The organism is bacterium SCSIO 12741, from assembly GCA_024398055.1.
Classification (GTDB): Bacteria; Bacteroidota; Bacteroidia; order Flavobacteriales_G; family Salibacteraceae; genus SCSIO-12741.
Window position 1 is genome coordinate 2,653,393 of the sequence record CP073749.1, and the last position, 16,145, is coordinate 2,669,537.

The following is a 16,145-nucleotide window of genomic DNA, read 5'->3' on the forward strand; positions in this document are numbered from 1 at the left end:
ATCCATATACCCTATATGAGTTTTCCGTTTTATAAACAACCCGATACCATGGACTGTGGTCCAACTTGCCTTCGGATGATTTCTAAATTTTACGGGAGAAGTATATCGCTCGAAAAATTGAGGAGGCTGGCTGAGGCTACCCGTGAAGGAGTATCGCTAAAGAATCTGGCGGACGCAGCAGAGAAGGTCGGTTTCAGAACCCTGGGTGTGCGCTTAACCTACGACCAGCTCAAAGATGATGTGCCGTTGCCATGCATCGTTTTCTGGAGACAAGAACATTTTGTGGTCGTTCATAAAGTAAAAGGAAACAAAGTATTTGTTGCCGATCCCGCTTATTCCATGATGGAATTTTCGCGTGAAGAATTTATGAAGAGCTGGGTTGGAGATAATGCTGGTCCCGATGGAACCGGTATTGCTCTTTTGCTGGAACCAACTCCCAAACTGAATCAGACTGAAGACGACGACCATACTGAAGTAAAGGGATTTGCCTTTATTTATCGCTACCTGTTCCGATACAAGAAATTTTTGGTTCAGCTCGGCATTGGGCTGCTCGCAGGAAGTTTGCTGCAACTCATTTTCCCTTTTCTTACCCAAAGTGTGGTAGACATTGGAATTCAAAACCAGGATATCCATTTCATCTTTTTGATCCTCATCGCTCAACTGTTTTTGTTTTTGGGCAAAACGGGAATCGAGCTCATTCGAGGTTGGATTTTGCTTCACTTGAGCACGAGGATCAACATATCTCTAATCTCGGATTTCTTCATCAAGCTAATGAACTTGCCTATCTCCTTCTTCGATGTTAAAATGACGGGAGATATTATGCAGCGGGTAAGTGATCATCAGCGGATTGAAAACCTATTGACCAATACCACGCTCGACGTGCTCTTTTCTTTGTTCAATTTGGTGGTTTTCGGGGCAATACTTGCCTGGTATGACTGGCGAATTTTTGGCATTTTCCTGCTGGGGAGCGGGCTCTACATAGGTTGGATTGTCATCTTTTTGAAAAAGCGAAAAGACTTGGATTACAAGCGATTCAATCAACTGAGTAATGAGCAGAGTATGGTCATTGAATTGATCAACGGTATGCAGGAAATTAAACTGCACAATGCTGAAAAACAAAAGCGTTGGCGGTGGGAATTCCTTCAGGCCCGGTTGTTTAAGATTTCCACCAAAAGCCTGGTGTTGGAGCAGACCCAGAGTATTGGTTCAGGATTTATCAATGAACTCAAGAATATTTTGATCAGCATTTTCGCCGCCAAATTGGTTATCGAGGGCCAGATAACCCTGGGTATGATGATGTCGATCTCCTACATTCTTGGGCAGCTAAATAGCCCTATCCAGCAGCTGATTGGTTTTGTTTACTCGGTTCAAAATGCAAAGATTGCTTTAGAACGCCTATCCGAAATTCACGGGCGACCGGATGAAGAGCCTGCGGATGAAGAACGGATTAGCGATGTGCCCCTGGAATCCGGATTTTCACTGGATGGTGTCCATTTTCGATATCCGGGAACTTCCACAGATGTTATTGCAGGATTGGATATGCAAATTCCAGCCAATGGAATAACTGCCATAGTTGGTGCAAGTGGAAGTGGAAAAACAACCTTGATGAAAATGCTGCTCAAATTTTACGATGCGGCAGAAGGGCAAATTAGCATTGGCAACTATCCTTTAAGTCAAGTTTCTCAGAAGGCTTGGAGGGCACAATGCGGAGTGGTTATGCAGGAAGGTTATTTGTTTAATGACACCATTGCCCACAACATCGCTTTGGGCGAAGAAATCGTAGACCGTGAACGCTTACTCAGAGCGGTTGATATAGCGAATATCCGGGAATACGTCGAGTCGCTGCCCTTAGGATACAATACCCGGGTTGGCTTGGAAGGTGTTGGGTTAAGTACTGGGCAAAAGCAACGATTGTTGATTGCCCGGGCCGTGTACAAGGATCCCAAGTTCATTTTTTTCGATGAGGCTACCAGTGCCTTGGATGCTCGGAATGAGCGAATAATTATGGAAAACCTAAATCGATTTTTTCAAGGAAGAACCGCGGTTGTCATAGCTCACCGCCTGAGCACGGTGCGCAATGCTGATCAGATCGTGGTTTTGGACAAGGGAAAGATCATTGAAAAAGGAAGTCACGAAGACTTAATTGCCTTAAAAGGAAGCTACTACAGTTTGGTGAAAAACCAGCTGGAATTGGAACGTTTACAACAAGTGTGATTGGCAAATAGGGGGAAACTATGCCTGAAACTAAAACAGTAAATACTCGGGTGGAGCGTAGTCAACGGCCACCTGAACGAGATCGGACTGAAGAAATTCGATCTGAAGAAGTCCAGGAAATCCTGGGCCATACACCCAGGTGGATCATCCGGCAGGGAATAACTTTAATTTTTGGTTTAATCGTCCTGCTTTTGGTTCTGGCCTGGCTGGTGGAGTACCCGGAAATCATTTCTGGAGAAATGCATTTAAATACGGAGGTGCCCACCAGCAAATTGTCTTCCAATATCAATGGCAAACTCACCCAGATTTTGGTTCAGGATGGAGAGGAGGTTAAACCAGGTCAAGCCATTGCCTTTTTAGAAAATCCGATGGATATCTCTGGGGTCGTTTACCTGGAGAAATACCTCATTCAGGTAGAGTCTATGTTGGCCGGGCGATCCGTAGAACTTCCACCTGTGGATACGAGTCTGGTCTTTGCCAGCGTTCAGGCCGAATTAACCCGACTTCAGGAAAACTGTTTGGAGTATCAGCATTTTTATCAGGACCCTTATCCGGATGAGGAAAAACGAAACATTCAAAACCGAATTGATCATTACCGGGAGCTGCTGGCTATAAACCAGGAACAGGTAAATCTATCCCAGCGGGATTTAGAAAATGCCAAAACAAACTTTGAGGCGGATGAAGATTTGCTCAAACAAGGGGTTATCGCTCCCATGACTTATTTAGAGGAGGAGGCTCGCTTCAATGAAAAGAATCAGGCCGTTCAAGGATTTCTTCAAATGGAGGTTCAGAATCGGATTACCCTGGCTAATCTTGAAAAAAGGTTGCTCGAAGTAGAGCATGGTTATTCAGAAAAGATGAGGAACCTTACTACCGAAATTCAGTTGTCTCTTGGTGAAATCAGAAATGAACTAAGTATGTGGGATCAGGACTATGTGATTCGGTCTACCTATACAGGACAACTGGTGTGGTTGGATGACTACGAATCCGACCCCTTTGTAGGTGCCGGCCAGGCCTTATTTGCGGTAGTTCCTCCTGAAGGTGAAATCGAAGGAATCATTAAGTTGAGCACCTCCGGATTTGGAAAGGTGAAAATTGGGCAGAAGGTACGTTTACAGATGGACAATTATCCTCATCAGGAATATGGCATTCTTCAAGGAGAAGTGAAAACCGTCGCTTCTATTCCTCATAAAAATCAATACCGGGTTACAGTGGCCCTAAATCAAGATCTCCAGACTAACTATGGTTATGAACTCCAATACCTTCCTGAGATGGCTGGTAGAGCAGAGATTGTGACCGAAAACCTAACCGTGTTGCAGCGAATTCTTTATCAATTGCGGAAGGTAATGGATCGGGATAAACGAAAAAATGCGTCATCCTAGGCTTGGAATTACCCCCGACTGTGGCAAATTTTTAGCTTTGAGACATGATCCAAGACTGGTTGAAGAAAGTGGATGGCCTTTTATGGCACTCCAGCGGTGGCCCCAAAGTGGTTCGAATACTTATTCAGGCTGCCCGAATTACCTATGTTGCCGGGAGGGAGTTTGTAGCCGATAAATGCGGATTGCGTGCTTCTGCATTAACTTATTACAGTACCCTTTCACTGGTGCCCATTTTGGCCCTGCTTTTCGGTATTGCCAAAGGTTTTGGTTTTCAGGATAGCCTGCGACAGAATATTCTGGACAACGTCAATCAAAACCAGGAAATCTACCTCTACCTTTTCGATTTTGCGGAAAATACCCTGCGTAATGCGAGAGGGGGAGTAGTAGCTGGTATTGGTATTGTCCTGTTGTTTTACACCTTGCTGCGAACCATTTCACTGGTGGAAACATCCTTCAACGACATTTGGAAAATAAAGACGCCTCGTTCCTGGATTAGAAAGTTTACCGACTATCTATCCATTACACTTTTGGCTCCGTTTGCCCTTATTATTTCAAGTAGTGCTACCGTTTTCATTTCAACCAATGTTAGATCGCTTTCTGAGCGCAACGAGGTTGTTGAGGTGATTGGGCCGGTCCTTCAGTTGAGCCTGGAGTTCGTGCCTTATTTGATGATTTGGATTTTGTTTTTGGCCATTTACATGATCATGCCAAATCGGAGAATCCAATTTTCCAGTGCTTTAATTGGTGCAATTATAGCAGGAACCGGTTACCAACTGGTGGAGTGGGCTTACATTACCTTTCAGGTAGGGGTTTCTAAATACAACGGTATCTACGGTAGTTTTGCGGCCCTTCCTTTGTTTTTGATCTGGGTGCAAACGAGTTGGAATATTGTGCTTCTTGGTGCTGAATTGGCCTACGCCCACCAGAATATTGATGAACTTACCGAGCTGAAACACAAACGAGAATTTTCTACGCTTGAAACGCTCAAAGTAGCGGTGATGACCATGCATGTATTGGCTCGCCACTACGACGATGATAAGCCTTTTTTAACCCTTAAGGAGATCGCTAAAGAAGTTGGGGTACCTCAGGAAAGTTTGCTTCAACTCCTCGATGATATGGAGGATAAGAACCTGGTTGTTCATGTAGAACGCATGGACGAGGTGTCTTACCAACCGGCAAGAGATCGGGATCAATTGTCCTTATCCTTTATCATCAAAACCATGCTGGGCAAAGACGAAGGTCCTGCATCAGAAAATCATGCCGATGTAGAGGCAGCCTTAAAAAAGCTATTTGAGGGAATGGAAAACGGCCCAAACGACCGCTTGCTCAAGTCTTTTAACTAATCCGAGGATCTAAGCAACCTTCTTGGTCTGCTTAACTTTCTCCGTTTTAGTTTCGGATTTGTCCACGGTAAGTGTGGCTTTATCCTTGTTTTTGTACTTGAAGAAAGGCTCAACCTTTTTCAACTTGATAATTCCTACGGCGTGGAATAAACGGATCAAAATGTACATAGGATCCAATTCATGCCAACGGAATCCACCGAAGTTTGCACTTCCACCATGTTTGTGGTGATTGTTGTGGTAGCTTTCTCCCCACATCAAAAAGTCAAATGGAAGTAGGTTCATCGAAGTATCATTTACATCGAAATTCCGGTATCCGTAGATATGAGCGTACCAGTTAATAATGGCTCCGTGAACGGGAGACATCAATAGATTGATAGGAAGCAAAGCCCACAGGTACCACATTCCTTCCGGAACAAAGGTCCAGTAAACCCAAATGTAGAAAGCACTCCAAGCCAATCTTGAAGGCCAGCTTCTTGCCATTTTATCAAACCATATCCACTGAGGTACATTAGCCGTAAGACTGCTGTCCACTTCAGTTTCGTAGTTAGCATAACCTGAATAGGTCTTCTTGGTCCGCCACATCATGGCGAAAAGGTTCTTGTCGTATTTTGGAGAATGTGGATCCTTTTCGGTATCTGCGTATTTGTGGTGCAGACGGTGCATAATACCATATCCGTAAGGGCTTAGGTAGTTAGGCCCTTGAAATAACCAGGTAAGGAAGTAAAAAAATCGCTCAGTAAACTTGCTCATTCTGAATTGTGCATGAGCGGCATAACGGTGGTGGAAAAATGATTGGGTGAACAAGGATAGATACCAGCTACCCAAGAAAAAAGCGATAATAATGATGGCTCCAATTTCCATATAATCAATTTTAAGTGCACAAAAATACGGTAAAATACATCTGGGTGAATTGACCAATGTCAGCTTCTTGTAAAAAGATGAAAATGACCGTTCGTTTATTGAAAAGTGCCGTTCACGTTTTCCGGAAAAAAAATCCGATGTACGGAGCCAACTATCTGGAGGATTTGCTGTTTATATTATCAGAAGAGCAATCCAAACATGGAACTTCAAAAACTAAATAGAGCCAAAAAGATATTCAGAATCAAGCTGGATTACCGGACATTCATCACCGTCCGATCCATGGTAAAGGTTGATTACTGGTTAAAGAAATACCCCGATGCTAAATTGGTAGGATAGAGGAGTAGAGATCAGGGTTTATCTCCTTCCTTGATCTCTTCCTCCTCCTTCCAATTGTATACATCTTCTCTTCTCAACGGCCTTTCCTTCCCTCTCCATTTAAAATCCTTTAAGTACTGCATCCTTGGCGTTACATCCTTTAAGGGATAGAGTGTTGCTTTCGGATTTTCCCTAAACAAAATGCTACTTACCTGGCTACTGTCCAGATAAATAGTCAGGTATTCGGCCTCGGCCCGGTTCATACCGATGTAGGCTTCTTTTTCGTCTTTGGCAAAGTAAATGGTCTTTCCTTTGTGGTACACTTCAACCTTGCGCAATTCATTGTCTATCATAAATCCCATCATACTGTCCCCTTTGATCTGATTGAACTTGGGGTACATTAGGGAAGAATCTTCCCGGGAAATGATAAATGCCTGCTCATTGATGGCCATTCGATCGATCTTACCATTGGCCCGGAAAATCTGAATGAATTCGGCTGTAATTTGATTCTCTTCAGACCAAATAATGGGATCGTAGTACAAATGAATACTTGAATCGATGTCGGAAAATACCAACGAATCGCATTTTCCCTGCATGTCCGATTTATAGAATTGGGCCTGGGGATAGGCGTGCATTAAGCGGAATTCTCGAGTAGAATCGTAGGTAGAGAAAAGCGTATCGGCATGAAGAAACAAGCTGTCCTTCTCAAAAAACTGGGTCATTAGTGGATCGCCCAGCACCAAGGACGTACTGTCTTTTTGATTGTGTAAAGCGTACTGACCCTCCACCATGAGATCATTCACCGTGTCCAGCATCATTACATTTCCAAATACTTCACCGATGTCGTTTTTCTGATCGTAGATGATACTATCACCACTCAACTCTTGTTCGGAGGTATAGATTTGAGAGTTCTTCGTGAAAACCGATACGCCCGTTTTGTTATTTGAAAAGCCACGTTCTGTATAAATGCGGTTGTCTTCGCTAGTAATGGTCGTAGGTCCAAAGAACCGGGAAATCTCCTCGCCCATGTCATATTGCATGGTGTCGGTAATGATTTCGTAATCCTTCGAAATCATTCTTACCGATGACTTGAAGTGAGCCTCATCCGTTTTTTGGTAGAAGTATCCCTTTTCACTGGTTAGGGTATCCTTACCCTCATTCATTACAATTTGACCCCCATTGAAATAATGGCCAATTTGACTCGCACGGTTATAATTCAGGAAATTTGTGGTCAGGACCATGTCGCCTTGAATCAACTTCACATCCCCACGAACCTCTGCCATTTTGCGATCTCCGTAGTATTTCAGAGAATCACCATACATCTTGACACTATCCGGCTCTTCGATCACCACGTGTCCATAGGCCTTCATTAAGTTGGGCTTGTTGTAAATCAGGGCAGAATCGCACGACATTAAAGTGGTTCCGTGTTTTACCTGCACGTTTCCGACCAATTGTTTGGCCCGAACACCACCTTCCTCGTTGTAGATCAAATTGTCGGCATGAACAATCTGTACTTTACGTCCCTCTTTCCTTTTCTTTTTCGGTTTGGATTTAACCGAATGACCGTCGGGAATAAAGGCAAAAACCAGGGCGAGCCCCAAAATAAGTCCAAGGGCTTTCCAGGACCAGTATGAGGAACGATTAGGCACCCTCAGTTTCCCGGATCAGGGTTTGTTTTCTGTCTGGACCTACGGAAACAATGGTAATGGGAACTTCCAATTCCTTTTCCAAAAAGTCGATGTAGGCCATCAGGTTATCTGGCAATTCACTTACTTCAGATAATCCTGTCAAATCCTTTTTCCAGCCTGGTAAATCGAGGTATACCGGCTCAATTTCTTCACCTTGAATATCGTAAGGGAAGTAATCAATCTTTTCGTTGCGGTAGATGTAGTGTGTACAAACCTTAATGGTTTCGAACCCACTTAATACATCTGCTTTGGTCATAATCAGCTGCGTTACACCGTTCAACATAATGGCGTATTTCAGGGCAGGGAGATCCAACCAACCACAGCGTCTTGGACGACCTGTAGTTGCACCAAATTCATGACCGGTTTTTCTCAGTTCTTCACCGTCTTCATCAAAAAGTTCGGTAGGGAAGGGGCCGCTACCCACCCGGGTACAGTAAGCCTTGAAAATTCCGAAAACCTCTCCAATACGATTTGGGGCAACACCCAATCCGGTGCAAGCTCCTGCACAAATGGTATTCGAGGAAGTCACAAAAGGATATGAACCGAAGTCGATGTCCAAAAGAGAACCTTGAGCACCTTCTGCCAAAATGGATTTGCCAGCCTTCATGTCGCGGCTCACTTGATGCTCGCTATCGATGAGAACCAATTCGCGTAAAAAGTCGATACTTTCCATCCATTCCGCTTCCAGAGCTTCCAGGTTGTCCAGCTCAAAGTTGAAGTTCTGCAACAATTGCAAGTGTTTTCCTTTGAGTTTGTTGTATCGTTTTTCAAATTCCGGAGATTGAATGTCACCTACACGCAGGCCATTTCTTCCGGTTTTGTCCATATAGGTAGGACCAATTCCTTTAAGAGTAGATCCAATTTTATCTTTTCCCTTGGCTGCTTCAGAGGCGGCATCTAGCAATTTGTGCGTAGGTAGAATCAAATGAGCTTTGCGGGATACCGAAAGGCTTTTGTTCACATCCACCTGATATTGGCGAAGGGCTTCAATTTCCTTTTTAAGGATAACCGGGTCAATTACTACCCCGTTACCAATGATATTACTCGTTTCCGAGTGAAAAATTCCAGAAGGAATGGTGTGCAATACATGTTTGATACCTTCAAATTCGAGTGTATGTCCGGCGTTTGGCCCTCCTTGAAAACGTGCAATCACGTCATACTTTGGGGTCAATACATCTACAATCTTCCCTTTTCCTTCATCACCCCATTGCAATCCAAGCAATACGTCTACTTTGTTGTTCATACCTAACATTTGGGAAATTAATCTTTACATTGATCGTTGCACATTCCATAGAAGTTGAGCGAATGGTGCAAAATTCTCACATTTAATTGCTCTTCGAGCGTCGATTTGATCTGCTCAATTCTCGGGTCACAGAATTCAATCACCTTACCACAATCTGTGCAGATAATGTGGTCGTGTTGACGGTAACCATGAGATTTTTCGTACTGAGAGATTTTTTTACCGAACTGATGCTTGCGAATCAAGTTACAGGCCAGTAGTAAGTCGATGGTATTATACAGTGTAGCCCGGCTTACCCGGTACTTCTTATTCTTCATCAAAATGTACAACGCTTCCACGTCGAAATGATCATCCAGTTGATATATCTCTTCCAGAATAGCATATCGTTCGGGGGTTTTGCGGTGACCGTTTTGTTTGAGAAATGCAGCAAATATCCGTTTTACCTCTTCAATGGTTTCGGCCTTCGTCATGTGCTCAATTAACCTTCTTGGGCACCTCAAATAGCTAAAAAAGAGGTGCTAAAAATTAGAGTGTAAAAGTAATCTTTTTTCGTTTTGGCAATAGGGCGCTATGGCCGGTCTTTACCGAGTTTTTAACATTAATTGGAGGCGTCGATCCGAACAACGGTTTCAATGCCCTTCACTCGCCCGATTTTCTTAATCAAAGCGTTGAGGTGATTTGTGTCCGTTACATAGGCTCTGATTTCCCCGGTAAACACACCATCCACCGATTCAAAATTGATGGAACGCATGTTCACATTCATGTCTTGAGATACAATGCTGGTGATGTAGTGTACAATACCCACCCGGTCTATACCGGTCATGTTAATTCCCACCAAAAAGGCTATATCCTTTTGGCTTGTCCATTTGGCTTCAATTACCCGGTAATGCTTGTGACTCTGCATTTCCACTGCCTTCGGACAATTGGTGCGGTGAATAGTAATTCGTCCGGTTTCGCCGATAAATCCAAAAACTTTATCTCCAGGAATAGGGTTGCAGCAGGGAGCCAGTTTATACTCCACATTCTGCACTTTGTCGTTGCTGGATTCGTATTCCGCTTTACCTCCCACATTAGTAATAATGGTGTTTTTGGTCTTTCGGAATTTGTCCTTGATCTGGCCTTTGTCAATGTTGAGCTTGTCCAAGTTCTTCCACTTCAGCTTCCCCGCTTTGGCCTGAAAAAACAATTCATCCAAGGTGGGAAGGTTGTAGAAATAGGCAATCTTGTAGAGGTTGTTGTTGGTGTTTTTTATACCTCGCTCTCTTAATTCTCGTCGAACAATGGAACGTCCAACACCTGCCAGTTTTTTCTTTTCGGCTTTTAAGAAGTCCTTTACCTTAGACTTGGCTTTGGCCGTTCTCACAAATTTGAGCCAGTTTTCTTCCGGATGCCCTTTTTCAGAAGTGATGATCTCCACCTGATCTCCCGACTTTAGCGGTTTACTCAATCGCACCAAACGGTTATTCACCTTAGCTCCAATACAGGTATTTCCTACCTGGGTATGAATCTCAAAGGCAAAGTCAACCGGGGTCGATTTTGCGGGTAACGAAATAACATCTCCTTTTGGGGTAAAGACCAAAATTTCGTCTTCAAACAGATGGAGGCGGAATTCATTTAGGAAGTCTTCAGAATCCGATTCGGTGTTTTCAATAGATTCCCGAATCCGACCGATCCACTTATCAATGATATGTTCCTCTTCTTCACCCTTGTATTTCCAGTGAGCCGCGTATCCGTTTTCGGCAATTTCGTCCATCCGCTCACTCCGAATCTGTACTTCTACCCATTTTCCAGTCGGGCTCATTACGGTAATATGAAGGGACTCATACATGGTAGCCTTGGGTGTGGAAATCCAGTCTCTCAATCGATCTGGGTTGGGCTTGTAGAAGTCCGTTACCACCGAATAGGTTTTCCAGCAATCGGCTTTTTCCTGTTCCCGGGGAGAGTCCAGAATAATGCGAACGGCAAGAATGTCAAAAACCTCCTCGAAAGGAACATTTTGACGTTTCATTTTCTGGTAAATTGAATGGATGGATTTGGTTCGGCCAACAATCTTATACTTCAATCCCGCCCGGGTTAGCTCTCTTTCGATAGGAAGAACGAACTGATTCAGGAAACGGGTCCGAACAGCCTTCGATTTTTGAAGCTTGTATTTAATCTCTTCGTAGGCTTCTGGCTCAATGTACTTCAGGCTCAAGTCCTCCATTTCAGACTTGATGTTGTACAAGCCCAAGCGGTGTGCTAAAGGCGCATAGAGGTACATCGTTTCTGAAGCAATTTTTCGCCGTTTATCTTCCCGCATCGACTCCAGGGTACGCATGTTGTGAAGGCGGTCGGCGAGTTTTATCAAAATAACTCGAACGTCCTGAGAGAGGGTAAGGATTAACTTCTTGAAGTTTTCAGCTTGGAGGTTGGTGTTTTGATCAAAGATCTCTGAGATCTTGGTAAGGCCATCAATAATGGAAGCGACCTTTTTTCCGAATAGTTGGTGGATGTCCCCAACGGTAAGGTTAGAATCTTCTACCACATCATGAAGTAAGGCGCAGACAATTCCGGTCGTGTCCAGACCAATGTCTTCTTTCACAATTTTGGCCACTTCCAAAGGGTGGTAGATGTAGGGCTCACCTGATTTTCTCCGAACTCCCGAATGGGCTTCCAAGGCCACATCAAATGCCTTGCGAAGTTCCTCGCTATCTTCTTCCGAAACGGGAACCTTCCCAGGTTTTAAGAGGGATCTATAGGCTCGGAGTATGGCCGTTTTTTCCTTTCGCTCCAATTCCTGCCAATATTCTTCGGTCATTTCCATAATGCAAAGTTAAAAAATGGAGCGGCCCCGGTGGTTTGAAGCAATCCGAATCAAGGTGTTTTAAGCAGTTTTTTCGGTGGCCGGAATTTTTCCTGGTGCAGGAGGTCCGCCAAATCGGGGAATAAATCGAGGAACTCTTTTGATGTAATCGGCATACTTGGGGTACTTGCCCGAGCTGATTTTTTCGCTCATATCTGAACTGCCCATAAAAAGAAGCATCAAAAGTATAACCCCTGCCAGTGACCAATTGACCCACCGTCCCGTGGCTACTACGCTGAAGAAATACAGGAAAAACCACACCGATTGTTCGGCGGTATAATTTGGATGCCTTACCCATTTCCAGAGCCCACGCTGGCAGAAACCATCTTCTAAATCACCGGTAAGGGGAAGGTTTTGATTGATACGGTCAAATTTTTCTGTTTGAAAGTCGTACTGCTGTTGGTCTGCGATGAATTCAATCGTAACGGCGGTTAGAATTAATCCGGCGAGGATAAAATCCCCGGCACCTAATGCGGTATCTGCTCCTTGCCAGGCCACCAGAGCCGGAAGGGTGATGAGTAGGAGCAAGGAATTTTGGTAGAGGGAAATGAAAAACAGATTGAAAATCGCCCAAATGAATCGGTTGTTAAATCCGGGCTTTTGACGAAGAACCGCCCATCGGTAATCCTCTTCGCCCTTCCAGGGAATCCAATGATAGCCCCCACGACGAGCAAAGTTATAGGTAAGCCGAATGGCCCAAATGGTAATGACCACCGCCATAAGAATGATTCTGGGATTCCATTCACTTTTCCAGGCAAATATCCAGAGGTACACGGCCGGAATAATGCTCCAGATCTTATCCACCTGACTGGTGTTGCCAGTGATTTCACCCAGAAGAAAACAAGTGAGTGCCACGCCCAACATTACCTTGGCAGCAAAGTAAAGAGCATTTAAAATTTCCGGGCTAAGAGGTGTGTCATAGTAGAAGGCCACCACCGGTAGGATGATCAAGGTGAGAATAAGAAATAGAATGGTTTTTAGCATGATACGCGATATGTCAAAGTTCAATTTTAAGGTTTAATGGTCAATTATCAAACCCTGAAAATTGACAATTGACCCTAAAAATTGAAAATTCGTTCTGTCTTTTTGTCACAAAAACTGTCAGAATTGGACTCGTTTTGCCGCTAAGTCTGACAATACGTTTCCTGTCATGACTTGCTTGGCTCGTGGCACACGATTTGACTTAGGGTTTTCAAATTCGAAAAAAGTAAATTAACATTTCAGATATGAGCAAGATTATTGGAATAGATTTAGGCACCACGAATTCATGCGTTTCCGTCATGGAGGGTAATGAGCCGGTAGTAATTCCAAACAATGAAGGTAAAAGAACAACCCCTTCGATTGTCGCTTTTATTCAGGGCGGAGAGAGAAAAGTCGGAGATCCTGCCAAGAGACAAGCAATTACGAATCCGGAAAAGACCATTTACTCGATCAAGAGATTTATGGGGCATACCTTCAATGAAGTTGCTAATGAAATTCAACGTGTTTCCTACAAAGTAGAAAACGCTGACAACCTACCTAAGGTAAAGATCGATGACCGTTTGTTCACTCCACAGGAGATTTCGGCCATGGTTCTTCAGAAAATGAAAAAAACAGCGGAAGACTACCTGGGACAAGAAGTAACTGAAGCAGTAATTACTGTTCCTGCTTACTTTAATGACTCTCAGCGTCAAGCTACCAAAGAAGCTGGTGAAATCGCCGGACTTACTGTAAAGCGTATTATCAATGAGCCTACCGCTGCCTCTCTGGCCTACGGAATGGACAAGAAAAACGAAGAAGTAAAAATCGTTGTTTTTGACTGTGGTGGTGGTACTCACGACGTTTCCGTTCTCGAATTGGGTGACGGTGTGTTTGAAGTGAAATCAACTGACGGTGATACTCACCTGGGTGGAGATGACTTCGATAAAGTGATCATTGACTGGTTGGCAGAAGAATTTATTGCTGACGAAAACATCGATCTAAGAAAAGACCCAATGGCTCTTCAGCGTTTGAAAGAAGCTGCTGAGAAAGCCAAGATTGAGTTGTCAAGCACAACCAGTTCTGAAATTAACTTGCCTTACATCATGCCAGTTGATGGTGTACCTAAGCACTTGGTAAGAACATTGACTCGTGCCAAATTTGAACAATTGGCTGATAGCTTGATCAAAAGAACCATCGAGCCATGTGTATCTGCTTTGAAAAACGCAGACATGACTCCTTCAGATATTGACGAAGTAATTTTGGTTGGTGGATCTACACGTATCCCGGCCATTCAAGAAGCAGTAAAGAGCTACTTCGGCAAAGAGCCTGGTAAAGGCGTTAACCCAGATGAGGTTGTAGCCCTTGGTGCTGCCATCCAGGGTGGTGTATTGACCGGAGAAGTAAAAGACGTACTTCTTTTGGACGTAACTCCACTTTCCTTGGGTATTGAAACTTTGGGTGGTGTATTCACTCGTTTGATTGATGCGAATACTACTATCCCGACTAAAAAATCAGAAACTTTCTCTACCGCTGCTGACAATCAGCCGGAAGTAGAGATTCACGTATTGCAAGGTGAGCGTCCAATGGCGAAGGACAACAGAACCGTTGGCCGATTCAAGTTGGATGGTATTCCACCAGCTCCACGTGGGGTTCCTCAAATTGAAGTAACCTTCGATATCGATGCAAACGGTATTTTGAATGTATCGGCTAAGGATAAAGCTTCTGGAAAAGAGCAGTCTATCCGTATCGAAGCTTCTACCGGACTTTCTGATAGCGAAATCGATAAAATGAAGAAAGAGGCTGAAGCGAATGCAGAAGAGGACAAAAAAGTTCGCGAAAATGCAGACAAGCTGAATGCTGCTGATAACTTGGTTTTCCAAACAGAAAAGAATCTGAAAGAATTCGGAGATAAGATTTCTGCAGATAAGAAGCAGCCTATCGAAGATGCTTTGAAGGAGCTTAAAGAAGCTCACGGAGCAAAAGACTATGCACGTATTGACACGGCCATGGAAACGTTGAACACAGCTTTCCAAGCTGCATCTCAAGAGATGTATGCAGCTCAGCAAGAAGCTGGCGGTGCTCAGGAAGGCGCTCCACAAGGTGAACCTCAAGGTGCCGGAGCTAAGGCTTCTGGAGCCGATGACGAAGTGACCGATGTGGACTTCGAAGAGGTGAAATAATTTCACCCATTACATATAGTTGAATGGCAACGCCGGAGAGCTTTCTTTCCGGCGTTGTTATTTTAATAGACTATGGTATTACTTTTGCCGTTCTTCTAAAGGTTTGAAAAACTGGATATTCATATTGTTGCTGCTCGTAGCATTTAACCTTCACGGTAAGAAGAGGGACAGCACTTTGCAGAAAATGCAGTTTGATACCTCCTACATTACCGACCTTACCCAAAAACTTACACTTAAGACTTATCTGGTAGATAAATCGAACACGTTTACGGTCAGTCATAACGACAATGACGGTAACGGCTTTCAAACAGAATACAAGCCCAACGATGGCTCCAGTATTGGATTTGGCTTTAACTACAAATGGCTCGGATTTTCCATGGCTTTTATTCCTTTAGGAAGAAGGGATTTTAGTACCCACGGTAGAACCCAACGTCTGGACCTCCAAGGAAATATCTATACCCGCAAATTTGGGTTTGACTTACGTTTTCAATACTACAAGGGATTCTACATTGACAATCCCCAGAACTTAGATGAGAACTGGGTATCCGACTCTGGAGTGCCCACTCGATTCGATATTCGGACAGCCAATTTGGGTGCGAACATGTTTTACGTGTTCAACCATCAAAAATTCTCCTTTCGGAATTCCTTCGTAAACAACGAATGGCAAACCAAAAGTTCGGGATCATTTTATGCTGGTACTGCCTTTTCTTTTTATTCCATTGCCGGAGATTCTGCTATTGCACCAACAGAGCTCGTCGATAGTCTGGTCCCAGAGGATTTCTTTATGCGGGCCAACATTCTTACCCTCGGTGGTTTTGGGGGATATGCCTACAATTTCATTATTCAGCGGAAGTTTTTTGTGTCCCTGGCTATGGCTCCGGGATTGTCGACATTAAGACTGAGGGAAATTGATGCTGAAGGAGAAGAATTTGCGAATTCCACCAAGCTCGCATTTCGGTTTAATACCCGAATCGGGATGGGTTATAATTCGGAGCGCTTTTTCTCTGGAATATCCTACTTCAACGACTTCCTATCCTTTAACTACAACCAAAACGAGAGTAGTTTTTCTTTCGCCTCCGGAGCATTCCGCTTGTATGTGGGGTACAGATTTCTTTAAAAT

General features: G+C 43.9%; 11 protein-coding genes. 5 read left to right on the top strand and 6 right to left on the bottom strand.

The features are described 5' to 3' along the window. The first annotated feature begins 15 nt into the window (after nt 1–15). Genes KFE98_11255 through KFE98_11265 form a run of 3 tightly spaced genes read left to right on the top strand, consistent with a single transcriptional unit; the run spans nt 16 to nt 4,939 of the window. The gene (locus KFE98_11255; protein ID UTW60630.1) at nt 16–2,214 is read left to right on the top strand and encodes a peptidase domain-containing ABC transporter; all 2,199 of its coding nucleotides are present in this window, start codon (nt 16–18) and stop codon (nt 2,212–2,214) included. Between the two features lie 20 nt (nt 2,215–2,234). Further along, nucleotides 2,235–3,596 (top strand): HlyD family efflux transporter periplasmic adaptor subunit, encoded by a 1,362-nt coding sequence (locus tag KFE98_11260; protein UTW60631.1) that lies wholly within the window; start codon nt 2,235–2,237, stop codon nt 3,594–3,596. A gap of 44 nt (nt 3,597–3,640) precedes the next feature. Next, nucleotides 3,641–4,939 (top strand): YihY/virulence factor BrkB family protein, encoded by a 1,299-nt coding sequence (locus tag KFE98_11265; protein UTW60632.1) that lies wholly within the window; start codon nt 3,641–3,643, stop codon nt 4,937–4,939. Between the two features lie 9 nt (nt 4,940–4,948). Here the strand turns inward: KFE98_11265 and KFE98_11270 are convergent, their stop codons facing one another. From KFE98_11270 to KFE98_11295, 6 genes are all read right to left on the bottom strand, one after another. Beyond that, entirely contained in the window at nt 4,949–5,785 is an 837-nt protein-coding gene (locus KFE98_11270) for an acyl-CoA desaturase (GenBank protein ID UTW64693.1), read from the bottom strand. Between the two features lie 362 nt (nt 5,786–6,147). Further along, nucleotides 6,148–7,764, bottom strand: coding sequence for a hypothetical protein (locus tag KFE98_11275; GenBank protein UTW60633.1), 1,617 nt, complete (start codon nt 7,762–7,764; stop codon nt 6,148–6,150). Continuing rightward, on the bottom strand, nt 7,757–9,046 hold the full coding sequence (locus KFE98_11280; protein ID UTW60634.1) for an adenylosuccinate synthase: 1,290 nt from the start codon (nt 9,044–9,046) through the stop codon (nt 7,757–7,759). The genes KFE98_11275 and KFE98_11280 overlap by 8 nt, the downstream gene beginning before the upstream one ends. A 17-nt stretch (nt 9,047–9,063) precedes the next feature. Next, nucleotides 9,064–9,513, bottom strand: a complete 450-nt coding sequence (locus KFE98_11285; protein ID UTW60635.1) for a transcriptional repressor — start codon at nt 9,511–9,513, stop codon at nt 9,064–9,066. A 128-nt stretch (nt 9,514–9,641) separates the two neighbouring features. Next, the gene (locus tag KFE98_11290) at nt 9,642–11,840 is read right to left on the bottom strand and encodes a bifunctional (p)ppGpp synthetase/guanosine-3',5'-bis(diphosphate) 3'-pyrophosphohydrolase (GenBank protein ID UTW64694.1); all 2,199 of its coding nucleotides are present in this window, start codon (nt 11,838–11,840) and stop codon (nt 9,642–9,644) included. 66 nt (nt 11,841–11,906) lie between these two features. Next, the gene (locus KFE98_11295; protein ID UTW60636.1) at nt 11,907–12,869 is read right to left on the bottom strand and encodes a DUF1295 domain-containing protein; all 963 of its coding nucleotides are present in this window, start codon (nt 12,867–12,869) and stop codon (nt 11,907–11,909) included. 242 nt (nt 12,870–13,111) lie between these two features. On the opposite strand from KFE98_11295, the gene dnaK reads away from it, so the two are divergent. Next, nucleotides 13,112–15,025, top strand: a complete 1,914-nt coding sequence (dnaK, locus tag KFE98_11300; GenBank protein ID UTW60637.1) for a molecular chaperone DnaK — start codon at nt 13,112–13,114, stop codon at nt 15,023–15,025. Between the two features lie 103 nt (nt 15,026–15,128). Further along, nucleotides 15,129–16,142, top strand: a complete 1,014-nt coding sequence (locus KFE98_11305; protein ID UTW60638.1) for a DUF4421 family protein — start codon at nt 15,129–15,131, stop codon at nt 16,140–16,142. Nucleotides 16,143–16,145: the final 3 nt, after the last annotated feature.